The 23827-nt window shown below is 56.9% G+C and carries 24 protein-coding genes; 16 read left to right on the forward strand and 8 right to left on the reverse strand.

Annotated elements, in window-relative coordinates; all coding sequences use genetic code 11:
- The first annotated feature begins 46 nt into the window (after window positions 1–46).
- Together CKV94_RS05080 and CKV94_RS05085 are read left to right on the forward strand one after the other, a co-directional pair.
- The gene (locus CKV94_RS05080; RefSeq protein ID WP_155114521.1) at window positions 47–1603 is read left to right on the forward strand and encodes an AmpG family muropeptide MFS transporter; all 1557 of its coding nucleotides are present in this window, start codon (window positions 47–49) and stop codon (window positions 1601–1603) included.
- A 292-nt stretch (window positions 1604–1895) separates the two neighbouring features.
- Window positions 1896–2924, forward strand: coding sequence for an ACP S-malonyltransferase (locus tag CKV94_RS05085; protein ID WP_003824511.1), 1029 nt, complete (start codon window positions 1896–1898; stop codon window positions 2922–2924).
- Between the two features lie 451 nt (window positions 2925–3375).
- On the opposite strand, the gene CKV94_RS11135 is transcribed toward CKV94_RS05085, so the two are convergent.
- The 3 genes from CKV94_RS11135 to uvrA all read right to left on the reverse strand — a co-directional run bounded on the left by CKV94_RS11135 (window position 3376) and on the right by uvrA (window position 7170).
- Entirely contained in the window at window positions 3376–3726 is a 351-nt protein-coding gene (locus CKV94_RS11135; protein WP_155114522.1) for a hypothetical protein, read from the reverse strand.
- On the reverse strand, window positions 3713–4222 hold the full coding sequence (locus tag CKV94_RS05090) for a hypothetical protein (protein WP_003824514.1): 510 nt from the start codon (window positions 4220–4222) through the stop codon (window positions 3713–3715). The genes CKV94_RS11135 and CKV94_RS05090 overlap by 14 nt, the downstream gene beginning before the upstream one ends.
- A gap of 98 nt (window positions 4223–4320) precedes the next feature.
- Entirely contained in the window at window positions 4321–7170 is a 2850-nt protein-coding gene (gene uvrA, locus CKV94_RS05095) for an excinuclease ABC subunit UvrA (RefSeq protein ID WP_003824515.1), read from the reverse strand.
- A 346-nt stretch (window positions 7171–7516) separates the two neighbouring features.
- On the opposite strand from uvrA, the gene mnmG reads away from it, so the two are divergent.
- Both mnmG and CKV94_RS05105 read left to right on the forward strand, forming a co-directional pair.
- Window positions 7517–9412 (forward strand): tRNA uridine-5-carboxymethylaminomethyl(34) synthesis enzyme MnmG, encoded by a 1896-nt coding sequence (gene mnmG, locus CKV94_RS05100; protein ID WP_003824517.1) that lies wholly within the window; start codon window positions 7517–7519, stop codon window positions 9410–9412.
- A gap of 145 nt (window positions 9413–9557) precedes the next feature.
- Complete coding sequence (locus tag CKV94_RS05105; protein WP_003824520.1) at window positions 9558–9833, forward strand: tetratricopeptide repeat protein; 276 nt, start codon at window positions 9558–9560, stop codon at window positions 9831–9833.
- 29 nt (window positions 9834–9862) lie between these two features.
- Here the strand turns inward: CKV94_RS05105 and CKV94_RS11140 are convergent, their stop codons facing one another.
- Window positions 9863–10030 (reverse strand): hypothetical protein, encoded by a 168-nt coding sequence (locus tag CKV94_RS11140; RefSeq protein ID WP_153716800.1) that lies wholly within the window; start codon window positions 10028–10030, stop codon window positions 9863–9865.
- Between the two features lie 167 nt (window positions 10031–10197).
- On the opposite strand from CKV94_RS11140, the gene CKV94_RS05110 reads away from it, so the two are divergent.
- From CKV94_RS05110 to CKV94_RS05125, 4 genes are all read left to right on the forward strand, one after another.
- Window positions 10198–10569 carry a hypothetical protein gene (locus CKV94_RS05110; protein WP_155114523.1) on the forward strand — a complete coding sequence of 124 codons (372 nt, stop codon included), beginning with the start codon at window positions 10198–10200 and terminating at the stop codon, window positions 10567–10569.
- Window positions 10570–10918: 349 nt separating this feature from the next.
- Window positions 10919–11476 carry a hypothetical protein gene (locus CKV94_RS05115; protein WP_003824523.1) on the forward strand — a complete coding sequence of 186 codons (558 nt, stop codon included), beginning with the start codon at window positions 10919–10921 and terminating at the stop codon, window positions 11474–11476.
- Between the two features lie 77 nt (window positions 11477–11553).
- Window positions 11554–12612: an AI-2E family transporter gene (locus tag CKV94_RS05120; protein ID WP_003824525.1), complete on the forward strand. Its 1059-nt coding sequence runs from the start codon at window positions 11554–11556 to the stop codon at window positions 12610–12612.
- Between the two features lie 232 nt (window positions 12613–12844).
- Window positions 12845–13714: a DMT family transporter gene (locus CKV94_RS05125; protein ID WP_003824526.1), complete on the forward strand. Its 870-nt coding sequence runs from the start codon at window positions 12845–12847 to the stop codon at window positions 13712–13714.
- A gap of 106 nt (window positions 13715–13820) precedes the next feature.
- Here CKV94_RS05125 and CKV94_RS05130 read toward each other — a convergent pair whose 3' ends face one another.
- The 3 genes from CKV94_RS05130 to CKV94_RS05145 form a co-directional block, all read right to left on the reverse strand.
- On the reverse strand, window positions 13821–14117 hold the full coding sequence (locus tag CKV94_RS05130) for a hypothetical protein (protein WP_003824527.1): 297 nt from the start codon (window positions 14115–14117) through the stop codon (window positions 13821–13823).
- A complete protein-coding gene (locus CKV94_RS05135) occupies window positions 14114–14536 on the reverse strand; it encodes a phage holin family protein (protein ID WP_003824528.1) in 423 nt (140 codons plus the stop codon). Before CKV94_RS05135 ends, CKV94_RS05130 begins: the two co-directional genes overlap by 4 nt.
- A gap of 228 nt (window positions 14537–14764) precedes the next feature.
- Entirely contained in the window at window positions 14765–15076 is a 312-nt protein-coding gene (locus CKV94_RS05145; RefSeq protein WP_003824529.1) for a DUF883 family protein, read from the reverse strand.
- A 294-nt stretch (window positions 15077–15370) separates the two neighbouring features.
- On the opposite strand from CKV94_RS05145, the gene rarD reads away from it, so the two are divergent.
- From rarD to CKV94_RS05175, 6 genes are all read left to right on the forward strand, one after another.
- Window positions 15371–16270 carry an EamA family transporter RarD gene (rarD, locus tag CKV94_RS05150; RefSeq protein WP_141744200.1) on the forward strand — a complete coding sequence of 300 codons (900 nt, stop codon included), beginning with the start codon at window positions 15371–15373 and terminating at the stop codon, window positions 16268–16270.
- Between the two features lie 61 nt (window positions 16271–16331).
- Window positions 16332–16829 (forward strand): acyl-CoA thioesterase, encoded by a 498-nt coding sequence (locus CKV94_RS05155; RefSeq protein WP_003824533.1) that lies wholly within the window; start codon window positions 16332–16334, stop codon window positions 16827–16829.
- A gap of 138 nt (window positions 16830–16967) precedes the next feature.
- Window positions 16968–17351: an aspartate 1-decarboxylase gene (panD, locus tag CKV94_RS05160; protein WP_003824535.1), complete on the forward strand. Its 384-nt coding sequence runs from the start codon at window positions 16968–16970 to the stop codon at window positions 17349–17351.
- 175 nt (window positions 17352–17526) lie between these two features.
- Window positions 17527–18282, forward strand: a complete 756-nt coding sequence (gene surE, locus CKV94_RS05165) for a 5'/3'-nucleotidase SurE (protein WP_003824537.1) — start codon at window positions 17527–17529, stop codon at window positions 18280–18282.
- A complete protein-coding gene (locus CKV94_RS05170; RefSeq protein WP_003824538.1) occupies window positions 18279–18944 on the forward strand; it encodes a protein-L-isoaspartate(D-aspartate) O-methyltransferase in 666 nt (221 codons plus the stop codon). The genes surE and CKV94_RS05170 overlap by 4 nt, the downstream gene beginning before the upstream one ends.
- An 86-nt stretch (window positions 18945–19030) precedes the next feature.
- Entirely contained in the window at window positions 19031–19984 is a 954-nt protein-coding gene (locus tag CKV94_RS05175) for a peptidoglycan DD-metalloendopeptidase family protein (protein ID WP_050754462.1), read from the forward strand.
- 148 nt (window positions 19985–20132) lie between these two features.
- Here CKV94_RS05175 and prmC read toward each other — a convergent pair whose 3' ends face one another.
- Window positions 20133–20945 carry a peptide chain release factor N(5)-glutamine methyltransferase gene (gene prmC / locus CKV94_RS05180; protein ID WP_003824541.1) on the reverse strand — a complete coding sequence of 271 codons (813 nt, stop codon included), beginning with the start codon at window positions 20943–20945 and terminating at the stop codon, window positions 20133–20135.
- A 653-nt stretch (window positions 20946–21598) separates the two neighbouring features.
- Between prmC and earP the strand changes: the two genes are divergently transcribed.
- Both earP and CKV94_RS05195 read left to right on the forward strand, forming a co-directional pair.
- Window positions 21599–22789: an elongation factor P maturation arginine rhamnosyltransferase EarP gene (gene earP, locus CKV94_RS05190; RefSeq protein ID WP_050754463.1), complete on the forward strand. Its 1191-nt coding sequence runs from the start codon at window positions 21599–21601 to the stop codon at window positions 22787–22789.
- Window positions 22790–22952: 163 nt separating this feature from the next.
- Window positions 22953–23744, forward strand: a complete 792-nt coding sequence (locus tag CKV94_RS05195) for a DsbC family protein (protein ID WP_003824544.1) — start codon at window positions 22953–22955, stop codon at window positions 23742–23744.
- The last annotated feature ends 83 nt before the right edge of the window (window positions 23745–23827 follow it).

Genomic DNA, 23827 nt, shown 5'->3' on the forward strand with positions numbered 1-23827 from the left:
CTATAATGCCGCGTTTTCCAGTTTTACCCCGCAGCGGAGCAGCACCATGACTTCATCCAGCCAACGCCCAGCCGATTCTTCCCATGCCGACGGACAAACGCCGCAGCGGCGCGCGTGGGCGGGCTATACTGACCGCCGTGCCATCGCCATGCTGTTGCTTGGTTTTGCGGCGGGGATTCCGATTTTGCTGATTTTCTCCAGCCTCTCGCTGTGGCTCACCGAAGCCGGCGTCGACCGCGCCACGGTGACTATGTTCAGCTGGGCGGCATTGGGCTATTCCTTCAAATTCATCTGGGCGCCCTTAATCGATGCGCTGCCGCTGCCGTGGCTCACGCGCCGTTTCGGGCAGCGACGCGGCTGGCTGCTGCTGGCGCAGGGGCTGATTATCGCCGCGATTTTGGCGATGGCCGCGCTCAATCCGGCCAATGCGGCGGTGTTGCCGTGGATGGCGGCAGCGGCGGTGTTGCTCGGCTTTTCTTCAGCCACGCAAGATGTGGTGATCGATGCCTACCGCATCGAAAGCGCGCCGGGCGATGCGGCGATGCAGTCGGTGATGTCGGCCACTTATACGGCGGGCTACCGCGTGGGCATGATTGTGGCCGGGGCGGGCGCGTTGTGGCTGGCCAGCGGCTTCGGCTCGGAAAAGGGGCATTATCTGTATGCCGCCTGGCGCAACACTTATTGGCTGATGGCAGCCACCATGGGCGCCGGCGTGCTCACCACGCTGTGGGTGGCCGAGCCTGCGGTAAAACGCGAGCGGCCGGCCGGCTTGGCGCTGGGCGACAATGCGCGGCTGGTGGGCTTGTTTGTGTGCGCGGTGGCGGCCTTTGTGCTGGTGTTCCGCTGGGTTGGCGGGTGGCTACCTGAAAGCCAAGGGCCGCTGCTTTCCCTGTTGTGGGAAGGTGCGCGGCTTTCGGCAGCACTGATGGCGGCGGTGCTGACGGGTCGGCTGCTGGTGTTGCTGGGGCTGGTGCGCGGCGAAGTGGTGCGGCAAACCTGGGTGTTGCCGCTGGCCGACTTTTTCCAGCGCTACGGCCGCCATGCCGCGCTGCTGTTGGCCTTAATCGGGCTATACCGCATTTCGGATATCGTGGCCGGGGTGATCGCCAATGTGTTTTATGCCGATATGGGCTTCAGCAAAGACGAGATTGCCGGCGCAGTGAAAACCTTCGGCGTGCTGATGTCGATTGCCGGCGGCTTTTTCGGCGGCCTCTTGGCGCAGCGGTTTGCCGTGATGCGCATGATGATGCTCGGCGCCGTGCTGGCTTCAGTCACCAATTTGCTGTTCATCCTGCTGTTTTGGCAGGGGCACAACCTGCCCTTCCTCTATTTGGCCGTGGCCTTCGACAATCTGGCGGGCGGCCTGGCCAGCGCCGTGTTCGTGGCCTTCCTCTCCTCGCTCACCAGCATCCGGTTTACCGCCGTGCAATACGCCCTGTTCAGCTCGCTGATGACGCTCCTGCCCAAAACGCTGGGCGGCTACTCCGGCAGCATCGTGAACCAAATCGGCTACGACGGCTTTTTCCTCTTCACCGCGCTCTTAGGCCTGCCGGTGCTCGGCCTGGTGTGGCTGGTGGGGCGCAAGCTGCCGTTGCAGGGGTAAAGGGTCGTGCAGGCTTAATTTGCAATAGCTTGTACGCTAAATCAATCAAAGGCTACCTGAAAAATGGTTGCTTCAATGAAGGCGAATATTTTTCAGGTAGCCTTTTCCCCATCTTTATTTCCCAGCCATCTCCTTTTCCCTGCTCTACAAACAGCCCGATGTTTGACCTAACACAGCACCCATTATCACAGCAGCCCGTATAGTTATCGTAAGCAGTTCATCCGCCAGCATTGATTGGCATCTTGCGGACGGCACAGGTCGTCTGAAATCCATCACTTACGGGAGCAACATCATGGCTACACAAAACCGCCTGCTTGAACAACTGCATAACGAACCATTTGCCCTCTGCTTTTCCGGGCAGGGCTTTGATTGGATTAGCACTTTGCGCGAGGCTTTGGCCGACGGGGCGCGGGACAGGGCAAACGAAGTGGCCGCCGAAGCCGCCCGAATCTTGGCGCCTGTGGCCGGACAGATTGCCGCCGCCCGCCCGCAGGGTTTCGAGCCGATCAAATGGGCGGAAAACGGCGCGGACGGCATTGATTTGGTGCGAGCCGCCGTGAGCGTGCCCGGCATTTTCCTGTCGCAAATCGCCAATCTGCACACGCTGGAAGCGCGCGGGCTGGACAGCGGCAAGGCGGCGGGCGTTATCGGGCATTCGCAGGGCATACTCGGGCGTTATTTGATGCGCGAGCCGCAGCATGCCGCCGAACTGCTGGCCTTGGCCGAATTGATTGGCGCGGCGGCCACGCTGCAAGGGCACACAACGGGCATGTATCTGCACAACGGCTTGCATCCGATGGTGATGGTGCAGGGCGTGAGTCGCGGGCAGCTTGCCGCCGTGATTGACGAACTATTCCCCGCGGATTCGGCCGACCGCCCGTGTATCGGTTTGCAGAACAGCGCGGACGGTTTTGTCGTCAGCGGCAAGCCCGAATCGGTGGCGCGCGTGTGCGGCACGTTGTCGGACACGGTGAAAGACGAAAACGGCCAAACGCCCGAAAACCTGCTGTGGCGGCTGGACGTGGAAGTCGGCTTCCACCACCCCGCCATGCTGCCCGCCGTAGCGCAAACAGCCGAATGGGCGGCCGCCTGCGGTTTGGACGTAGAGCAGGCACGCGGCATCGCGCACAATATCCTGATGGATCCGGTGGACTGGGTGGCCGAATGCCGCAGCATGGCCGCGCTGGGCGTGCGGCGGATTTTGGAAATCGGCCCCTCCGGCGGCGTGGCCATGCTGACGCAGGCTGTGTTGGCCGGGGAAGGAATTGAAGTGCTGGATGTTTCCGGCGCGGAAGGCAAGGCGGCGTTGTTTGGCGGATAACGGCGGTTTCTGATTTTTGAAACTGCGGCTGCCGCGAAGTTAAGAAAAGGCTACCTGAAAAATATTCGGCTTTATTGAGTCGGATATTTTTAGCTTCGCAGAAACTCACTTCGTTCGTTTTCAGGTAGCCTTTATTGATGGAATATTTGAATGGCAGCTTGCTGAAAACGGAGTTTCTGCGAAGCTAAAACGAAGCTTCAACGAAGTTGAAAAGCAGCCTGCACATTGGTTTGTTTTAGGTGGATGGTTTAGGGATTGACGGATAGGCCGTATTGGTATTTGAGGCCGTCTGAAAAGTGGCAGCTTCAACGAAAGTAAATTTGAAAACGGCAAAACGTCAATCAAGCAACTGCGTGCGTACCGCACACACCCTACGCGTTGGTTTTAAAATTTCGCGTGATTCGCAGGTAGGGTGTGTGGCGTAGCCACGCACGCGGTCGGTTGGGTTAGACTACTGTTTGCTAAGTATTTTTTCTAAATTATGTAACGTCTCAAGTACCCCGTTAGCATTTCTTCTGGCGGTATCATATAAATTTTTCATTTGATTGAAACCTCTTTCTCCTTCATCAACATACCAAGAATCCAATCTATGACCAAAAATATTATGTAAGGAAAAAGATACGTATTCTCTTCCTGTTTCATCTACGCCAGACCAAATTTTTACAATATTTCCTTCCCCAATAAAACTTGAATATATTGAATCAAAATCCTCTCCATCACCGTTATTCCATTTCAACTGAGCTTTTAGTGTTTTATCTTCTAATGCATTAATTAAATTTTGATAAACTTCAGGCATTGACATTTTTATTCTCCTTTTCTTGCTGGAAGGTGGAAATATTATTTGATGAACGCTCACATATAGAATCTTGTATATCAGAAATTTGTAAAATTATCTCTCGTATAATTGTAGGATCAGTTTTGATATCTATATCTTCTATTTTCGAGTGAATTGTTGTAAGAGTATTTAAATGTTTTTGAAAATAAGATGCATCATTTGAATGCGCTCCTTTTAATGAGGCAATACTTTTCCTTAAGTCAGTTATGTAAATAATGGCTACAGCTAAATTATTGTGCCTTAAAACGGTTTTTAGTTCATCAAATTGACCGTTAATTTTTTGCATTGAAACGATAGTATCCAACTGCTGCATAGTATTCTTAGCTTCATTTGAAGCAACTTGGGCAGCATCTGCTGCATTTTTAGTTTTCTTCAGTTGAAGAATAGTAATAGTAAAACCTAATAAAGAAATTGCTGTTCCTACAATGCTAAGCCAATCAGAAAGTGTCAACTTAATCTCCATAAACTCCCCTTGGAAAGAAATTAATTTATAAAGTTATTCTGTAAAGAGGACGTTATTATGTACACTTTTACAATAGTAGGGTACATTTTGATATTTTTTTACAAATTTATTCTTAAATACTTCCCAGTATAACTCCCCTTCACCTTCGCCACCTGCTCAGGGCTACCTTCAGCAATAATCCTTCCCCCGCCATCGCCCCCCTCCGGCCCCAAATCCACAATCCAGTCCGCAGTTTTAATCACGTCAAGGTTATGCTCGATAATCACAATCGAGTTGCCTTTGCCTTTCAGACGACCTATGACTTCCAGCAGCAGGGCGATGTCGGCGAAGTGCAGGCCGGTGGTGGGTTCGTCTAGGATGTAGAGCGTTCTGCCGGTGTCGCGTTTGGAGAGTTCCAAGGCGAGTTTGACGCGCTGGGCTTCGCCGCCGGAGAGGGTGGTGGCGGACTGGCCGAGGCGGATGTAGCCGAGGCCCACGTCCATCAGGGTTTGCAGTTTGCGCGATACGGTGGGGACGGCGTCGAAAAATTCGCGGGCTTCTTCGACGGTCATGTCGAGGACTTGGCTGATGTTTTTGCCTTTGTATTGGATTTCGAGCGTTTCGCGGTTGTAGCGTTTGCCGTGGCAGACTTCGCAGGGAACGTACACGTCGGGCAGGAAGTGCATTTCGACTTTAATCACGCCGTCGCCTTGGCAGGCTTCGCAGCGGCCGCCTTTGACGTTGAAGGAGAATCTGCCGACGTTGTAGCCGCGTTCGCGGGAGAGGGGTACACCGGCGAAGAGTTCGCGGATGGGGGTGAACAGGCCGGTGTAGGTGGCGGGGTTGGAGCGCGGGGTGCGGCCGATGGGGGATTGGTCTACGTTGATGACTTTGTCGAGGTGTTCGAGGCCGCGGATGTCGTCGTATGGGGCGGGTTCTTCTTGGGCGCGGTTGAGTTCGCGGGCGGTGATTTTGGCAAGGGTGTCGTTAATCAGGGTAGACTTGCCGCTGCCGGATACGCCGGTGATGCAGGTAATCAAACCGAGCGGCAGTTCGAGGGTTACGTTTTTGAGGTTGTTGCCGCGCGCGCCTTTGAGGACGAGCATCCGCTCGGGATTGACGGGCGTGCGTTCAGACGGCACGGCAATGGATTTTTTGCCGCTGAGGTATTGTCCGGTAACGGAGTTTTCGCATTTGGCGACGTTTTCGGGCGTGTCGGCAATCAGTACGTTGCCGCCGTGTTCGCCTGCGCCGGGGCCCATATCGACGACGAAATCGGCTTCGCGGATGGCGTCTTCGTCGTGTTCTACCACAATCACGCTGTTGCCCAAATCGCGCAGGCGTTTGAGGGTGGCGAGCAGGCGGTCATTGTCGCGCTGGTGCAGGCCGATGGAGGGTTCGTCCAAAACGTACATCACGCCAGTCAGGCCGCTGCCAATTTGGCTGGCGAGGCGGATGCGCTGGGCTTCGCCGCCGGAGAGGGTTTCGGCGGAGCGGGAGAGATTGAGGTAATCCAGCCCGACGTTAATCAGGAAGCCGAGCCGTTCGGTAATTTCTTTGAGGATTTTTTCGGCGATTTGTTTTTTGTTGCCGTCCAAATCCAGCGTTTCAAAGAATTGGTGGGTTTTGGTGAGCGGCCAGGCGGAGACTTCGTGCAAAGGTTCGCCGCTGACGTAAACGTAGCGCGCTTCTTTGCGCAAACGTGCGCCGCCGCAGCTCGGGCAGGCGCGGTGATTTTGGTATTCGCGCAGTTTTTCGCGCACGGTTTCGCTGTCGGTTTCACGGTAGCGGCGTTCGAGATTGGGGATGATGCCTTCGAAGGCGTGGCTGCGGTTGAAGGTAGTGCCGCGTTCGGACAGGTAAGTGAAATCAATGACTTCTTTGCCTGAGCCGTGCAGCACGACTTTTTTAACTTTTTCAGGTAGCGTTTCCCAAGCAGCCTGCACGTCGAAACCGTAATGCCGCGCCAGCGACTGAATCATTTGGAAATAGAACTGGTTGCGCTTGTCCCAGCCGTCAATTGCGCCCGTTGCCAGCGACAATTCGGGGTGGGCGACTACTTTTTCAGGGTCGAAGAAATTGGTGTTACCCAAGCCGTCGCAAGTCGGGCAGGAACCCATCGGGTTGTTGAACGAAAACAGGCGCGGCTCCAATTCTGGCAGGCTGTACGAACACACAGGGCAGGCAAACCGCGCGGAAAACCAATGCTCTTCGCCGCTGTCCATTTCCATCGCCAATGCGCGCTCGTTGCCGTGGCGCAGCGCGGTTTCAAAACTTTCCGCCAGCCGCTGCTTGATGTCCGCCTTCACTTTCACGCGGTCGATGACCACGTCGATATTGTGCTTGATGTTTTTTTCCAGCTTCGGCACTTCGTCCAACTGATAGACCTCGCCGTCCACGCGCACCCGCGCAAAACCCTGCGCCTGCAAGTCGGCAAAGAAATCGACAAACTCGCCCTTACGCTCGCGCACCGCCGGCGCCAGAATCATCACGCGCGTGTCTTCCGGCAGCGTCAAGACGGCATCGACCATCTGCGACACGGTCTGGCTCGAAAGCGGCAGATTGTGTTCGGGGCAATACGGCGTACCGACGCGGGCGTACAAAAGGCGCAGGTAGTCGTGGATTTCCGTTACCGTGCCGACGGTGGAACGCGGGTTGTGGCTGGTGGATTTCTGCTCGATAGAAATCGCGGGCGATAAGCCTTCAATCAAATCAACGTCGGGTTTGTCCATCATCTGCAAAAACTGCCGCGCATAGGCGGACAGGCTCTCAACATAACGCCGCTGCCCTTCGGCATACAGCGTGTCAAACGCCAGCGACGACTTGCCGCTGCCTGACAGCCCCGTGACCACCACCAACTTGTGGCGCGGAATGTCCAAATCGACGTTTTTCAAATTATGCGTGCGCGCGCCGCGGATGCGGATGGTGTCGTTGTCGCGGGTGGGGTGTGGGTGGTTGTGTTTGCACATGATGAAGCCGGAAAACTCAATAAAAAGAAACCGCGTATTGTAACACTTTCAACCCGCCTCTTGCCCTACGCCGCAAACCGGAAAGGCTACCTGAAAGCCGTTTTTCAAGCGCACAACTTTTTCAGGCAGCCTCTATCCCGGCACAGGCTACCTGAAAATGAGCAAAGCGAATTTCGCCAAAACGAGATTTCCGGAGGAAGCCGAGTTTCTACAAAGCTAAAACAATATTTGGGAGAAGCCAAGGCAGGGTTTCTGCTAAGTTCAAAACCCTTTTCCGTTTTTCAGGTAGCCTCATCCGGCGGCAAAACCGCGTATAATCGCTTGATTTTTTACTACCCACACAATCATGCCCACCATCCTCTACCCCAAAACCTACGACGTCATCGTCGTCGGCGGCGGCCACGCAGGCACGGAAGCCGCGCTCGCCGCCGCGCGCATGGGCGCGCAGACGCTTTTGCTCACACACAACATCGAAACGCTCGGACAAATGTCGTGCAACCCCTCCATCGGCGGCATCGGCAAAGGCCATTTAGTACGCGAACTCGATGCGCTCGGCGGCGCGATGGCGTTGGCAACCGACAAATCCGGCATCCAGTTCCGCCGTCTGAACGCCAGCAAAGGCGCGGCAGTTCGTGCCACGCGCGCGCAGGCGGACCGCATTTTGTACAAAGCCGCCATCCGCGAAATGCTGGAAAACCAAGAAAACCTCGACCTCTTCCAGCAGTCGGTTGATGATGTAACGCTCGACGGCGACCGCATCAGCGGCGTGATTACCGCGATGGGCGTGGAATTTAAAGCCCGCGCCGTCGTGCTGACCGCCGGCACGTTTTTGTCCGGCAAAATCCACATTGGTTTGGAAAACTACGAAGGCGGTCGTGCCGGCGACCCCGCCGCCAAATCGCTCGGCGGCCGTTTGCGCGAGTTGAACCTGCCGCAAGGTCGTCTGAAAACCGGCACGCCGCCGCGCATCGACGGGCGCACGATTGATTTCTCCCAGCTCACCGAACAGCCCGGCGACACGCCCGTGCCCGTCTTTTCCGTGCGCGGCAACGCCGATATGCACCCGCGCCAAGTGTCCTGCTGGATTACGCATACCAATTTGAAAACACACGACATTATCCGTTCAGGCTTCGACCGCAGCCCCATGTTCACCGGCAAAATCGAAGGCGTCGGCCCACGCTACTGCCCGTCTATCGAAGACAAAATCAACCGCTTCGCCGACAAAGACAGCCACCAGATTTTCCTCGAACCCGAAGGCCTGACCACCAACGAATACTACCCCAACGGCATTTCCACCAGCCTGCCGTTCGACATCCAAATCGCGCTCGTGCGCAGCATGAAAGGTCTTGAAAACGCCCATATCCTGCGCCCCGGCTACGCCATCGAATATGACTACTTCGACCCGCGCAACCTCAAAGCCAGCCTCGAAACCAAAACCATCCAAGGCCTCTTCTTCGCCGGACAAATCAACGGCACGACCGGCTACGAAGAAGCCGCCGCACAAGGTCTGCTAGCAGGCGCAAACGCCGTGCAATACATCCGCGAACAAGACCCGCTCCTGCTGCGCCGCGAACAAGCCTATCTCGGCGTATTGGTGGACGACCTCATCACCAAAGGCGTGAACGAACCCTACCGCATGTTCACCAGCCGCGCCGAATACCGCCTGCAACTCAGGGAAGACAACGCCGACATGCGCCTGACCGAAGACGGCCACAAAATCGGCTTGGTGGGTGAAGCGCAATGGCGCATGTTCAACGAAAAACGCGAAGCCATCGAACGCGAAATCCAACGTTTGAAAACAATGTGGTACACGCCGCAAAAACTCGCCGAAGACGAACAAATCCGCGTGTTCGGACAAAAACTCAGCCGCGAAGCCAACCTGCACGACCTCCTGCGCCGCCCGAACCTTGACTACGCCGCACTGATGACGCTCGAAGGCGCAGAACCCGAGTGCAGGCTGCCTGAAAACGTGATTGAACAAGTGGAAATCCAAGTCAAATACCAAGGCTATATCGACCGCCAAAACGAAGAAATCGACAGCCGCCGCGATTTGGAAACCTTGAGGCTACCTGAAAACATCGATTACAGCAAAGTCAAAGGTTTATCGGCAGAAGTGCAGCAAAAACTCAACCAGCACAAACCCGAAACCGTCGGACAAGCCAGCCGAATTTCCGGCGTAACCCCTGCGGCAGTGGCTTTGCTGATGGTGCATTTGAAGCGCGGGTTTAAGGGGGCGAAGTAGGCTGCCTGAAAGTGCAGGCTGCACACAAATAGCCGTCATGAAACAATAGGAATGAAATCCGTTTTTCAGACGGCACGGCATGAAGATTCTGAGCGCATACAACGTGCCCATCCATTAGCGTTTTAAAAACCATAAGAGAATTAAGATGAAGCATTTGACAAAATTACTGGTAGCCGCATTGCTGGCTTTGGGTTTGAATCAGACAGTTTGTGCGGATGACGCATCGGATTTTCGGGAGACCTTGCAGTTGGCGGAACAAGGAGTTGCTGAAGCCCAATATAATTTGGGTGTGATGTATGACAACGGACAAGGCGTACGCCAAAATTTTCATCTTAGCAAGGAATGGTTTGGCAAAGTATGTGATAGTGGAGATCAAAATGGTTGCGACAAATACCACTCTTTAAATCAGGCAGGCTATTGAACGATTTGTGATGCCCTTGCATTCGCACTTCAAGCGCAATGCTTGAACACTTTGGCGAGCGCCGCTAAAAACAAATCACCCGGCATCACATCATCCAATGCGCTTCTCGTCCAGAGTTTGAGGGCTTCTTCAACCGCCTTAATCCGTTTGACACTCAGCAAGCGCAGCCCGCTTGGCAGAGTGTATGCGGAGCGCACGCGGTTTTCAGTTTTCAGGTAGCCCCTTTCAGGCTACCTGAAAGCGTAGATTCAACGAAGCAGGCGTTATGTCCAAATGTTGGATTCAATAGTCCGACTTGCGACTACCGCTATGCGGGTTACGCCTGCTGTTTGCCCTCTTATAAAATAGCTTAATGGACTTAAGTATGAATTTAATTTTTACAAAAGATTTCTTTCAAAACGGTAGCAATCAGTTTGGAGTACTTTTTCATGAGAGTAATGGGTATGAGAACTTTGGCTGGTTAGCAAATTTCTTAATGGATGATGGTGGAATGGGGGTTAAGCATTTGTTAGAAATGTCTGAAACCCTATTGAAGGAAATATTGGAAGAAGTGCCTAATGGCAGCGAAGTTGAGCAGTATCGAGAGCACTTTGGTGTCATTGTCGGCAAAGAGATGACAAAAATAGACAGCCTATTAACTGATGAAATCGTAGTGGTAATGCCAACCGAAATTGTTATAAAGAAATTGAAAGAGTGTATTGAATTTATTAAGAATAATTACGCTGATGAATTGTGAGCAAGCGTAGCCTGCATGGGTAGGGTGGATACAAAACACACGCACGTGGTTTTAACCTCGTTGAAACTCACGCTTGCAGGCAGCAACTGTGGGACGGATTCCCGAATCCGACCCGCCCGCCCAAAGGCTACCTGAAAACAACAATAGCCATATTTTCAGGTAGCCTCTTCCTAACTTAATTCAGGAACAAATCATGCAATACCGATATATTGTTTTACTGGCTTCTTTGCTGGCTGCTACGCCCTTAACCGTTCAAGCCGCACCGCATCATCGGCCTCGCGCCAACCGCCCCGCCCATGCCAGCCCTCAATCTGGTTTGGGATACAGTTTTGAGGAGTTTTCCCGCCGAATGGAATTATCCTCCCAACGACAAGAGGAATTCGATAAAGCCCACCCCGGCGACCAATATATCGCTGAACGCTGCCGTTTCGGCATTCGCGCCAATTTGCAGGCTGCCGGAGCAGACACAAACGACCCAGCCTATGCCGAGCTTCTCAGCACTGCCGACCAAGCCTGCATCAACTATATTATTAGAGGCCGTCTGGCCGGGCTGTTCAAACATATTCATGAGCATACAAACCTAGATGGCGCCGATGCCGCCAAGCCTGGCCAAATCAAATTATCTTTGCCGGCCACGGAACACTTCCCATTCCTGAAATCTGCCGCCCAACAAGGCAACACGGTGGAATTTACATTTAACGACATTATTCCGCAGCTCTCCGGCCGTAAACTTGTTGCCACCTTTGGCATAGAAAAGGGTTACAGCGACAACCAGCTTGCTTTTTCCGGCAGCGACCAAACCACCGTGCCGCACGAACTGTTGCTTTACAATATACTTCCCCCATCTGCCCGCCATGCTGATGCCGATACCGATACCGATACCGATGGCGATAACACTACCGACTAACCCCATCCCGAGAAAGGCTACCTGAAACCCAATCCCCGCTTTTCAGGTAGCCCCACCCTTTTACACACCGCCACATCATGCACACCGAAACCACCAAATTCCGCACCGCTTCCTATATTCTGATGGCCGCCGCGCTGCTGGTTATCCTGTATTTCCGCTTCTTACCGCTGCTGCTCTCCATCATCCTTACCTACATTTTCATCAACCGCACCAACGGCCTGATTTTGTGGATGCGCCACCGCCTGCTGCCGCACAACACCTTCCTGCACCGCTCGCTCAATGTGCGCAACATCAACCTCGTTTCCGCCACGTTCACCATCAGCCTGGTGCTCTTGGCCATCACCTTGATGGCGCTGGGCGTGTACCGCCTGATTCACAGCGGGCACATCACGGTGATGCTGGCCAAGCTCGCCGCCATTCTGGCCAACACCAAAAATAACGGCGAGCTGCCGCCGGCCATTTTGAATATGCTGCCCGAAAATCTGGCCGAGATTAAAGCCGCTGCTGCCGAACTGCTTACCGAATACGGCGCCACGCTCACCCGCATCAGCAAAAACAGCTTCACTTCCTTTGTGTATGTGCTCATCGGCGTGATTATCGGCGCGCTGCTCAGCTTCCACCGTCTCAACACCCGCCGCAGCCGCCATCAGATGCCGCCGTTCAAAGTCCAGCTGGTGCGGCGCATTACCAACTTCCAAACCAGCTTTGAGCGCGTGTTTATCGCCCAGGTGAAAATCTCTCTAATCGATACCGCCGTTACCGCCGTTTATCTGTATCTGATCCTGCCCGCCTTCGGCGTGGAGCTGCCTTTCCGGCTCACCGTGCTGGTGATTGCATTTGTGGTAGGGCTGGTGCCGGTGGCCGGCAATCTGGTGTCGAACACGGTCATCATCATCCTCAGCCTGGGCGCGTCGCTCTATGTGGCCGCGGCTTCGCTGGTGTTTTTAGTGGTGGTGCACAAGCTGGAATATTTCCTCAACGCCAAAATCATCGGCTCGCAAATTGAATCGAGCGCGTGGGAATTGTTGCTGGTGATGGTGGTGTTCGAGCGAATCTTCGGCATCAGCGGCATCATCACTTCGCCGGTGTATTACGCTTATTTGAAGAACGAGCTGAAGCAGGCGGGGTTGATTTAAAGTATTGTTTTCTGCCAGCCGTGCGCGGATTGGATTGCCACGATTTATCGTCTGAGTACAAGGATACAGACAGTATAGGTTTGTTAGCCATTACGCCTTCGGCCTGCGGATCGTAGCCGTTTGGGCATGGCTGTCTTGGCTCTGCTCTGCTCTACCATTCATTGCCCCGCCGTTTGGTGCGGAGTAAACTGCCGCCTTTTTTCGCCTGCCGCGCTTCGGCTAAGGAAACACCGTGCTTTACCAAATCATCGCGCTCATTTTGTGGAGCAGCGCCTTCATTGCAGCCAAATACACCTACACCATGACCGATCCGCTCCTGATGTTGCTGTGCCGCCTGTTGCTGGCCTCGCTGCTGGTGCTGCCTGCGGCTTTGCGCTTCGGGCGCAGTTTGGAAAAACGGCATTGGCGGCCGCTGCTGTGGCTAACGTTTTTAAACTATGTGGTGGTGCTCGCCATGCAATTTGTGGGGCTGAAATACACCTCTGCCACCAGCGCTTCCACCATTGTCGGGCTTGAGCCGCTGTTGATGGTGTTTATCGGCCACTTCTTTTTCCGCGACTTTGCCCGCTGGTATCACTGGTTGTGCGGGCTGGCGGCCTTTGCCGGGGTGGCGCTCCTGATTGCCGGCAGCGGCGGGGAAGGCGACATCAGCCTGTTCGGCTGCCTGATGGTGTTCGGTGGCGGTGCGGTGTTTTGCACCACCATGCGCCCCACGCAGCGGATGATTGCCGAAATTGGCGCGCCTGCCTTCACCTCGCTTTCCATGGCCGTGGCGCCGTTGTTGTGCCTGCCGGTGAGTCTGGCCTTTGCCGACAGACTGCGTATCGAATGGAACTGGCCCGGCGCGCTGGGGCTGCTTTATTTGGGCGTGTGTTGCAGCTGGCTTTCCTATACACTGTGGAACAAAGGCATGACCAGCGTGTCGGCCAACTTCTCCGGCATGCTCATCGCCTCCGAGCCGGTGTTTGGCACGCTGCTGGCGGTGCTGGTATTGGGCGAGCGTGTTTCCGCGCTGTCGTGGCTGGGCATTTTGCTGGTGATTGCCGCCACGGCGGCTTCGGTGGCAATGCCGAAGCTGCTGGCACGCCGGCAGATGACGTGAAGCTGGCTGCGGGCAGCATTGCTGTTGGCAGATTTGATTTACGTTAAAGGCTACCTGAAAGTGCTTCAAAATGCTTTCAGGTAGCCTTTACCACCAGACCAGCTATTTATTTTCCTTTTTTCCCTTTCTCCGGCTCACTACTCCACCAGCGCCACAGCAGGCGGCCGAATTTGGGCAGCAGTTGGCGTTGTTTGGGGGCGGGCAGGACGGCGGCCTGCCACAGCAGCATGGCCACGGGCAGGCTGTCGGCCAGCTTGAGCCAATCGATGGGTTTGCCGGCGCGGTTTCGGCCTTGTTGGCGCAGGTTTTCGCTACGGATTTTCAGGCGGGCGAGTTCGGCCTGCAGGGCGAGAAGTTCGCGCTGCTGCGCTTTGCTGAGCGGCTGCTGAGACTGGGGATTCATTCTGGCTGCTCCGGCGCGGTGTCGGCAGGCTGGGTGTTTATGCCGGAAGTATGGCCGCGCAGGGTGTCGAGGTCGCGGCGCATGTCGGCGAGGGTGGAGGCTACCTGCACGCCGGCCTGCCGCCAGCCGGACAGGGCGCGTGCAAGCAGGAGCCAGGCAATGAGCAGGAGCAACACGGGCAGGCCGAAAAACACCCAAATTTTGATGTTTACGGCTAGGACGGCATCGAGGCCGAAGAAAAGGCTGACCAGAGCGGCGAGCAGCAACACGCTGCCGGCGAGCAGAGCGGCGGTGATTTTGATGAAGCCTGTGGCTTGCCCGGAAAGGTCGATACCGAGGATTTGCAGGCGCAGCAGCAAGAGGTCCGCGCCTTGGTTGATGAGGAAGCGGATGTGGTTGATGTTGTGTTTGAGACTCATGCGGCGCTCCCGGTGGGATGGGGATAGAGGTGCCAAATAGGCGGGCAACGCTATGCCCTGCCTATTTGGCGAAACGATATAGTGGATTAAATTTAAATCAGGACAAGGCGGCGAGCCGCAGACAGTACAAATAGTACGGCAAGGCGAGCCAACGCTGTACTGGTTTTTGTTAATTCACTATAAAACGCCCGCCTGCACAGGGCGGGGCGGGCGGCTGGGTGGCAAGTATTAACGGCGGTTAAGCAGCACGCCCACGACCAAGCCGGCGAGGGCGGCGAAGCCCATGGCGTAGTAGGGTTTGTCTTGCACCAGTTGGTCGGCCTGGCGGGCGGTGTGTTTCACGCGCTCGGCAGCCACTTCTTCAAAGTCGCCCAATTTGCGCTGGGCAGCCTGCAATTTGCGCTGCAGCTTGCCACGCAGCTGCTCGGCTTCTTTGCTGCCTTCTTCAACGCCGCTGTGGTACAGCTCTTCCACGTCGTCGAGCACGGCGCGCACTTCTTGCAAGAGTTCTTCTTTCTGCTGGTCAAAATCTTTACTCATGTTTAATCTCCTGATTAGGTTAAGAGTAACGGCATTCGGCCTGCCGTTTAAGATTATATGGAGCGGTGGGATGGTTTATCAAGGCTACCTGAAAAATATACCGCCATTTTTTCAGGTAGCCTTTCCTGCTTTGCCTGAGGCTACCTGAAACTCTGCATCGTATGTGGTAAGCCGATAGGGCGGTTCGATTTCACTTTTGCCACACCGTGAGCCAGCCGCTGCCCGATTAGTATCGAATAGTGTTAATTCATTATATAATCAAAACCTTCTGTGTATTCATTCCCCGGGGTGTTTGTGCCGGACTTGAGCAAAGGCGTGGTGTTGTGCCTGCTGTCGCAGCTGCTGTTTAGCGTGCTGTATCTGTTTAGCCATTGGATGCAGCCGATTAGCGGTACGGATGTGTTTGCGCTGCGTATGGTGATGACGGCGGCGGGGCTGTGGCTGATGATGGCGTGGACGCTCGGCTTGGCAGCAATGCCGCGGTTTGTGCAACAGTTTCTCACCAGCCCGCGCCGCTGGCTGCTGTTTTTGCTGGGTACGCTGGATGCGGCCAGCCAGTTTTGGCTGTTTATGTGGGCGCCGGTCAACAACGAGGGCGTGAACGTGGCGATGGGCTATTTCCTGTTTCCGGTAGTGATGGTGTTGGTGGGGCGGTTTTGGCTCAAGGAGAGGCTCAACGGCCTGCAAACCGCGGCGCTGGTGTTGGCAGGCTTGGGGGTGGCGCACGAAATATGGACACAGCAGGCTTTTTCGTGGACCACGCTGTGGGTGTGCCTGGTTTTCCCCGTGTATTACACCACGCGGCGCCAAATGAAAATCCCGGCCTTGCAGGGGTTGACGCTGGATTTAACCCTGATTCTGCCCTTTGCGCTGGCCTACCTGCTGTGGCATGCCGATATGACTGCCTGGGTGCTGGGCGAGCCGCGCTATTGGCTGCTGTTGCCGCTATTGGGCGGCTTGAGCGCGGTGTCGATGTCGCTGAACATGAAATCGGGGCTGCTGCTGCCGGTTAATTTGTTCGGCATGCTCAGCTATGTGGAGCCGGCTTTGCTGTTTTTGCTGGCAGTGTTGGTGTTGAAAACGCCGGTACAGCCTTCAGCCTACATCACCTACGGCCTGATTTGGGCGGGGCTGCTGCTTTTGGTGGCCAACGGCTGGCGGGGCATGCAGAAATCACACCATAAACAAGTTTAATCAAGCCATGCTGTATTAATAGCATAAAATAATTCTTTTATCTCACGCACCGAGGAATACTATGACCGAATCCCACACCCGCCAGCTGCCTGCGCACGAACTGGTAATGTCTGAACTGATGATGCCCAACGCCGCCAATTTCAGCGGCAATGTGCACGGCGGCGAGCTTTTGCGCCTGCTCGACCAGGTGGCCTATTCCTGCGCCAGCCGCTACAGCGGGCACTACTGCGTTACCCTGTCTGTGGACAAAGTATTGTTTAAAGAGCCGATTCACGTGGGCGAGCTGGTTACGTTCTACGCCAGCGTCAACTATACCGGCCGCACCTCCATGGAAATCGGCATCCGCGTGGAAGCGCAAAACATCCGCACCGGTCAGGTGCGCCACACCAACAGCTGCTATTTCACCATGGTGGCCATGGAAAACGGCAAGCCCGTGCCCGTGCCGCCGCTGCAAATCACCGGCGAACGACAGCGCTGCCGCCATGAAAAAGCGTTGCAGCGCAAACAGCTCAGCCTGCAAGCTTCTGCTTCCATGCCCTGCGGCTGCGGAGCAGAATAAGGCTACCTGAAACTTGCAGGCCGGGCAGAAATGCCCGGCAAACCGGCACGGGTGGAAAAGGCTACCTGAAAATAACCGGCAGCCTTCAGCCCGTGCACCGCTTGCGATAAAATACCGCTTTTTTCCAGGATTCCCGAAATGTTCCGAACTTTGCTGGGCGGCAAGATCCACCGCGCCACCGTTACCCGCGCCGATTTAAACTATGTAGGCAGCATCACCGTGGATTTGGATCTGCTTGATGCGGCTGGCATCTGCGTAAACGAGAAAGTGCAGATTGTGAACAACAACAACGGCGAGCGGCTGGAAACCTACACTATTGCCGGCGAGCGCGGCAGCGGCGAAATCTGCCTCAACGGCGCGGCGGCGCGGCTGGTGCAGCCGGGCGACGTGGTGATCATCATGTCGTATGTTTTGCTCTCCGAGCCGGAAATCGCCGCACACCGGCCGAAAGTGGTGCTGGTGGACGCGCAAAACAAAATCCGCGACGTTATCGACTACGAACCGGCCAATACCGTTTTGTAAACACCAAAGGCTACCTGAAAGCAATGCCTTGGCAATGCCGAGCTTAGATTTTGTGTAGCCAAAGCGGCCGTTTCAACAAAGCCCGAATCCCCCCGAGTTTCAGGTAGCCTGCCGCCCCGTTTGCAGGCTACCTGAAACCCCAAACCACCCGTTTTCAGGCAGCCCCAAGCCAACCATGAATATCCTCATCAGCAACGACGACGGCTACCAAGCCGAAGGCCTCGCCATCCTCGCCCGGGTGGCCGCCGAATTTGCCAACGTGCGCGTGGTCGCCCCCGAGCGCAACCGCAGCGGCGCCAGCAATTCGCTCACGCTCGACCGCCCGCTGCGCATTCAGGAAGCCGCCAACGGCTTCTATTTTGTCGATGGCACGCCCACCGACTGCATCCACCTCGCCCTGCACAGCCTGCCCGATTTCCAGCCCGACTGGGTGTTTTCCGGCATCAACCACGGCGCCAATATGGGCGACGACACTCTCTACTCCGGCACCGTAGCCGCCGCCACCGAAGCCTATCTGCTCGGCATCCCTGCGATTGCTTTTTCGCTCAACGACAAAAGCGGCCGCTATTGGCATACCGCCGAACAGGCCGTGTGGCAGTTGCTCACCCATCTGTTTGCCGCGCCTAAGCCCGCCGCGCCAGTGCTGTGGAATGTCAACATCCCGGCGGTACCGGAAAACCAAATCCAAGGCATCACCACCGTGCGCCTGGGGCGGCGTCATCATCAGCAAAGCGTGGTGGCCGCCCGCAGCCCGCGCGGCGAGAATGTGTATTGGATCGGTGCGGCCGGCGAAGTGCTCGGCCGCGAAGAAGACACCGATTTCGTACAAAACGAAGCCGGCATAATTACGGTTACCCCGCTCTCCGTGGATTTAACCGACCACGCGGGTTTAGGCAGCGTGGCGCAATTTTGGCAGGATACCGCACTATGAACGCAGCACACACCAGCGACAGCTTCGATTGGCGGCGGCGCAATATGGTGCAGCGGCTGGCTAAAATGGGCATCAGCAGCGCCGACGTGCTCGCCGCCATGGGCAACGTGCCGCGCCATGTGTTTGTGGAAGAAGCCCTGCGCTCGCGCGCCTATGACGATATGTCGCTGCCCTTGGGGCTGGGGCAAACCATCTCCCAGCCCTACACCGTGGCCGTGATGACCCAGCTCATGCTTGGCAACGAAACAACAGAAAATTTCGGCCCGGTGCTGGAAATCGGTACCGGCTGCGGCTACCAAACTGCCGTGCTGCAAGCTGTGGGGCTCGAGCAGATTTATTCGGTGGAGCGGCTGCAGGCGCTGCACGAAAAAGCCAAACACAACCTGCGCACCGCCCGTTTGCTCGGCGGCACGCGGCTGGTGTGCGGCGACGGCTATCTCGGCCTGCCCGAAGTCGCTCCCTTCCGGGGCATCATCGTGACCGCCGCGCCTGCCGAAGTACCGCTGCCCCTGCTGCAACAGCTCGCCGTGGGCGGCCGCATGGTGATCCCGCTGGACGAAGGCGGGCAGCAATACCTGTGGCTCATCGAAAAAACCGCCCACGGTTTCCACGAAACCTGCGTGCACGAAGCCCGCTTTGTACCGCTGATTAACGGAACTTAACCGCGATAAACGCCGCCCAACCTTGCATGAAACCGCACGGATTGCTTATGATTGCGCTGTTCCCGTGCACAGAAAGCCCGCATCCCATGAATCAATTGTTTACCTTCCGCACTCTTCCCCTCATCCTCACCATTTTCCTCGGCGCTTGCGCCCTCACCCAGCCCCCCGCCCCGGTGGTGTCTGGCAACGGTGCCGGCTACGGCGGCAACACCGCCGCGGCCGACAACAATCCCTACGGCGCGCAGCCCTACAGCCCGCCTGCCGCCACCCAAGCCGCTAATACCACCCCCTACACCCCGCCGGCTGCTGCGCCCGCTCCCTATACCCCGCCCGCAGCCAGCGCCGCTCCTGCCGGCGGCAGCGGCTACACCCCGTCTTATGCCCCGGTGGACGTGAACGCCGCCCAGCACACCGTGGTGCGCGGCGACACCGTGTATAACATCGCCCTGCGCTACCGCATCAGCCAAGACAATCTGCGCGCTTGGAACAATCTGTCCGACAACAACATCAGCGTCGGCCAAGTATTGCGCGTGAAGCCCGCCGGCTACACCCCGCCCGCCACCGCGCAAACCCCGCCGCGCACCACCCCTGCGCCGGCGCCCACTCCCGCCCCGTCGGCTAACACCGCTGCCACTCCAGCCGCCACGCCTTCCGTATCCGGCAGCACCCGCAGCGCCGCCGGCATCACCTGGCAGCGCCCCACCGCCGGCAACATCCTCACCCGCTTCGGCGGCAGTGAAAAAGGCATCAACATCGGCGGCACTGCCGGCCAGCCCGTCGTGGCCGCTGCCGACGGCAAAGTGGTGTACAGCGGTTCCGGCCTGCGCGGCTACGGCAACCTCATCATCGTGCAGCACAACCAAACCTACCTCACCGCCTACGGCCACAACCAGCGCCTGCTCGTGCGCGAAGGCCAAACCGTGCGGCGCGGCCAAAGCATTGCCACCATGGGCAACAGCGACAGCCAGCGCGTGCAGCTGCACTTCGAGCTGCGCAAAAACGGCCAGCCGGTAGACCCGCTGCAATATATCCCGAACTAATCCATCGGGCGAAACAAAGGCTACCTGAAAACTGCAAACCGGTTTTCAGGTAGCCTTTTGAGTGTGCCGACAAAATAAAGCCGCTTATCGCCGTGTATGGCGGAACACTGCTCATGCCACGGGCAAGCCAAGGCAGTAAAGGTGTTGACTATACCGCCTTCCGCCCGATACTCACCCTATCCAGCCCGGCCAAGTCGCGCAGGGTTTCCTCCTGCTGCCAGCCGTGTTCGGCCAACATGCCGCGCACGGCCTCGCCTTGGTTCCAGCCGTGTTCCAGCAATAGCCAGCCGCCGGGTTTCAGGTAGCCTTGGGCTTGGGCGGCGAGGGTGCGGATATGGCTGAGGCCGTCGGCAAAATCGGTGAGCGCGGCGGCGGGCTCGAAGCGCAGGTCGCCTTGCTGCAAATGCCCGTCTCCGGCTTCGATGTAGGGCGGATTGCTGGCGATGATGTCAAACAGGCCTTCTGCCGCGGGCAGAGCCGCAAACCATGAGCCTTGCGCCCATTCGATGCTTGCGCCCAGCGCGGCGGCATTGGCTTGCGCCACGGCCAGCGCATCGGGGCTGATGTCGGAAGCGCGCACGGCGGCATCGGGACGCTCCAGCGCCACGGTAAGGCCGATAATGCCGCTGCCACAACCCAAATCCCATAGCCGCCCGCCCGGGGGCAGGCGTGCAAGCGCAGCTTCCACCAAAAGCTCGGTTTCGGGGCGCGGAATCAGCACCGCGGGCGACACGCGGAAGCTTCTGCCGTAAAACTCTCGGCTGCCGAGCAAATAAGCCATCGGCTCACCACGGCGGCGGCGCGCGGCCAGCATGTCGAGTACGGCACGTTGCGGCTGCGGCAATTCGTCGCCGCTGCGGCTGATGAGCCGCACATGAGTGATGCGGCACACGGCTTCCACCAGCAGCCGCGCTTCCAGGCGGGGCAGTCGGCAGGTATCGAGCCATTGTTGGAAAGTCATGATTGCTTCTTTAAACCAATAAAACGGCGGCTATGGTAGCCGAAACGGCGGCGCGGTAAAAGGCTACCTGAAAGCGTCGGCCTGGATGCAGTTTCTAGCCAAGCTAAAAATGATGATTACCATTGAGGCGGCATTTTCAGGTAGCCTCCAGCTCCCGCAAGCTTGGAAACGCTTTTCCCTGCCCAACAGGCCATTTTTGCCGTCGTCATTGGGTGGTGCAGCAATGCGGAGGGCTACCTGAAACTTGGTCGGCTGCTCATGCGGGAACAGCATCGCCTCCGAGCTGTCCGCCCATCTGCCGCAGGCAATAATCTGCCAAAAAAACGCGGCTATTGCAGCTTTATCCCTTACCCACAAAAGCTGTGGAAAACTTTGTGGAAAACCCTGTGGGAAGCGTAAGATTTCCTGATAAATCAGGCCTTGGCTTAGGTTGCGTAAAAAATGGCCAATTTTTTAAAAGTATATAAATATCAATATTTTAAATGAAAGCGAATCTTGTCAAGCGGCAGATTTGAGCCTTTATGCCAATCCGAAAGCGGCTTCCTTACCCCTTGTGGGAAAACCAAAAAAATTTCCGCCAAAACGCTTGACAGAGCGCGTAGCTAACGTAAATTACCGTCCTGTCTGAAGATTTGCCCAGCGAAAGATTTATCGTGCCATCCAACCCGTTTTTTCCACCCAAACATACCGACACTCCGCCCACCGCCTGGTTATTTTGCCGCGTGATCGACAACTACGGCGACATCGGCGTTTCCTTGCGGCTGGCACGCCGGTTGAACGAAGCCGGTTTTCAGGTAGCCCTTTGGCACGACCATCCCGCCGCGCTGGCCAAACTGCTCGGCGATGCCCCGCCGCCTGCTGCGATTCGGGCGCACCATTGGCAGGGCGATGCGGTCGAAAGCATCGCGGCCGAATTGGCCGCAGTTGCGCCCGCCTTGGTAATTGAAACCTTCGGCTGCGATTTGCCCCCCGCCGCGCTGGCCGCCGTCCGTACACACCGCCCGCTGTGGCTCAATTGGGAATACCTCAGCGCCGAGCCTTGGGCGGAAGCCATGCACGGCAAGCCTTCACTGCAAGCCGACGGCACGGAAAAATATTTCTGGCTGATGGGTTTTAGCGAAACCAGCGGCGGCCTCCTGCGCGAAACAGGCTACCTGAAAAAACAGCAGGCCTTTCTCGCCAACCCCGCCGCCCAAGCCGCCTTGCGCCGCCGCTTGGGGCTACCTGAAACCCCGCGCCGCGCCGTGCAATGTTTCTGCTTCGGCTATGCCGGCGCACAATGGGCCGATTGGCTCGCCGCCTGGCAAGCGGCAGGCGAAGCCTTAGACGTATGGTTGGCCGACCGGCAAATTATCCACAGCCTGCGCCAAGCCGGCGCGCTTCCCGAACATGCCCTGCGCGAGCCCGGCAGCGTGTGGCAGGCCGGCGCGGTGCGGCTGATCTGCATCGGCTTTGTGCCGCAGGCCGAATTTGACGCCGTGCTGTGGCTGGCCGATATGGCCATCGTGCGCGGCGAAGACAGCTTCGTGCGCGCCCAGCTCGCCGGCAAACCCCTGCTGTGGCACATCTATCCGCAAGCCGAGCAAGCACACCTGCCCAAGCTGCACGCCTTCTGGCATAAAGCCGCCGCGTCCGCCCCGCTGCCCGCCGCTCACCAAGCCCTTTCCGACGACCTGAACCACGCCGCCACGCTCACGCCCGCCGCCCGTGCCGAAAGCTGGAGGCAGCTGCTGCAACAGCTGCCTCCATGGCGACAGGCTGCCGAGCAATGGCAGGGTGAGTTGCTGCGACAACCCGATGCCGTAGAGCGCGTGCTGGCGCGTTGGCCTGGGCTGTTAGGCTGAAAAATACATTGCTGCCGCCCAAACAACTTTCAGGTAGCCTTTCAAAGGCTACCTGAAAGCCAATCCGGGCAATAAATTACATTTACATGCCACAAAAGCCCGCCCGCCCGGATTTCGGTATAATGCGCCCCTGTTTTAACAACCACCTAATGAGAACAAACGAATGAAGCACCACACCCTCTCCGCCATTTTGCTGGCCGCGTTGCTGCCTCTGGCCGCCTGCAACGCCCAGCCCGCCGCGCAGCAAAACGCCTCCGGGGCTGCCGCTTCGGCCGCCTCCGCGCCTGCCGGCAGCCCTGAAGCCGTTATCCGCAATAAGCTCACCCAAACCTACGGCGACCAAGGCCTGGAAGTGTTGAGCGTTACCCCCGCTCCCGTCAGCGGCCTGTATGAAGTGTTCCTTTCCGGCAACCAGCTGGTGTACATGACTGCCGACGGCAACCATATGTTTACCGGCGATTTGATTGATGTGAACAAACGCAGCAACCTTTCCGAAACCCGCCGCGAAGAGCTCAACCGCATCGATTTCTCCACCCTGCCGCTCGATTCCGCGATTAAAGAAGTGCGCGGCAACGGCAGACTGAAAGTGGCCGTGTTCTCCGACCCCGATTGTCCCTTCTGCCGCCGTTTGGAAAAAGAATTCGAGCAGATGACCGACATCACCATCTACAACTTCATGATGCCCATCCCCAGCCTGCACCCATCCGCCGAAGCCAAAGCCGTGCGCATTTGGTGCAGCCCGAACCGCACTGCCGCCTGGACCGAGTGGATGCGCAAAGGCACCGTGCCGCCCGAATCTGCCGGCTGTGAAAACCCGGTGAAAGAAACCATGGCGCTGGGCAACCGCTACGGCTTCAACGGCACCCCCACCATGGTGTTCCCCAACGGTAAAATAGTGCCCGGCTATATGCCGAAAGAGGATTTGCAGCAAGCGCTGGAAGCCAACCAGAAATAAGGCATCTGCCCAAACGAAAGGCTACCTGAAAGTTTCAGGTAGCCTTTTTATTGCCAATGATGCAGCCGGCCGGCGCAGCCACA

The organism is Eikenella corrodens (genome assembly GCF_900187105.1).
Lineage (GTDB): Bacteria > Pseudomonadota > Gammaproteobacteria > Burkholderiales > Neisseriaceae > Eikenella > Eikenella corrodens.

Bases quoted from the DNA above. Each gene is read 5' to 3' on its own strand.
- CKV94_RS05080 (WP_155114521.1), top strand. From the start codon at position 47: ATGACTTCATCCAGCCAACGCCCAGCCGATTCTTCCCATGCCGACGGA.
- CKV94_RS05085 (WP_003824511.1), top strand. From the start codon at position 1,896: ATGGCTACACAAAACCGCCTGCTTGAACAACTGCATAACGAACCATTT.
- CKV94_RS11135 (WP_155114522.1), bottom strand. From the start codon at position 3,726: ATGTCAATGCCTGAAGTTTATCAAAATTTAATTAATGCATTAGAAGAT.
- CKV94_RS05090 (WP_003824514.1), bottom strand. From the start codon at position 4,222: ATGGAGATTAAGTTGACACTTTCTGATTGGCTTAGCATTGTAGGAACA.
- uvrA (WP_003824515.1), bottom strand. From the start codon at position 7,170: ATGTGCAAACACAACCACCCACACCCCACCCGCGACAACGACACCATC.
- mnmG (WP_003824517.1), top strand. From the start codon at position 7,517: ATGCCCACCATCCTCTACCCCAAAACCTACGACGTCATCGTCGTCGGC.
- CKV94_RS05105 (WP_003824520.1), top strand. From the start codon at position 9,558: ATGAAGCATTTGACAAAATTACTGGTAGCCGCATTGCTGGCTTTGGGT.
- CKV94_RS05110 (WP_155114523.1), top strand. From the start codon at position 10,198: ATGAATTTAATTTTTACAAAAGATTTCTTTCAAAACGGTAGCAATCAG.
- CKV94_RS05115 (WP_003824523.1), top strand. From the start codon at position 10,919: ATGGAATTATCCTCCCAACGACAAGAGGAATTCGATAAAGCCCACCCC.
- CKV94_RS05120 (WP_003824525.1), top strand. From the start codon at position 11,554: ATGCACACCGAAACCACCAAATTCCGCACCGCTTCCTATATTCTGATG.
- CKV94_RS05130 (WP_003824527.1), bottom strand. From the start codon at position 14,117: ATGAATCCCCAGTCTCAGCAGCCGCTCAGCAAAGCGCAGCAGCGCGAA.
- CKV94_RS05135 (WP_003824528.1), bottom strand. From the start codon at position 14,536: ATGAGTCTCAAACACAACATCAACCACATCCGCTTCCTCATCAACCAA.
- CKV94_RS05145 (WP_003824529.1), bottom strand. From the start codon at position 15,076: ATGAGTAAAGATTTTGACCAGCAGAAAGAAGAACTCTTGCAAGAAGTG.
- CKV94_RS05155 (WP_003824533.1), top strand. From the start codon at position 16,332: ATGACCGAATCCCACACCCGCCAGCTGCCTGCGCACGAACTGGTAATG.
- panD (WP_003824535.1), top strand. From the start codon at position 16,968: ATGTTCCGAACTTTGCTGGGCGGCAAGATCCACCGCGCCACCGTTACC.
- surE (WP_003824537.1), top strand. From the start codon at position 17,527: ATGAATATCCTCATCAGCAACGACGACGGCTACCAAGCCGAAGGCCTC.
- CKV94_RS05170 (WP_003824538.1), top strand. From the start codon at position 18,279: ATGAACGCAGCACACACCAGCGACAGCTTCGATTGGCGGCGGCGCAAT.
- CKV94_RS05175 (WP_050754462.1), top strand. From the start codon at position 19,031: ATGAATCAATTGTTTACCTTCCGCACTCTTCCCCTCATCCTCACCATT.
- prmC (WP_003824541.1), bottom strand. From the start codon at position 20,945: ATGACTTTCCAACAATGGCTCGATACCTGCCGACTGCCCCGCCTGGAA.
- CKV94_RS05195 (WP_003824544.1), top strand. From the start codon at position 22,953: ATGAAGCACCACACCCTCTCCGCCATTTTGCTGGCCGCGTTGCTGCCT.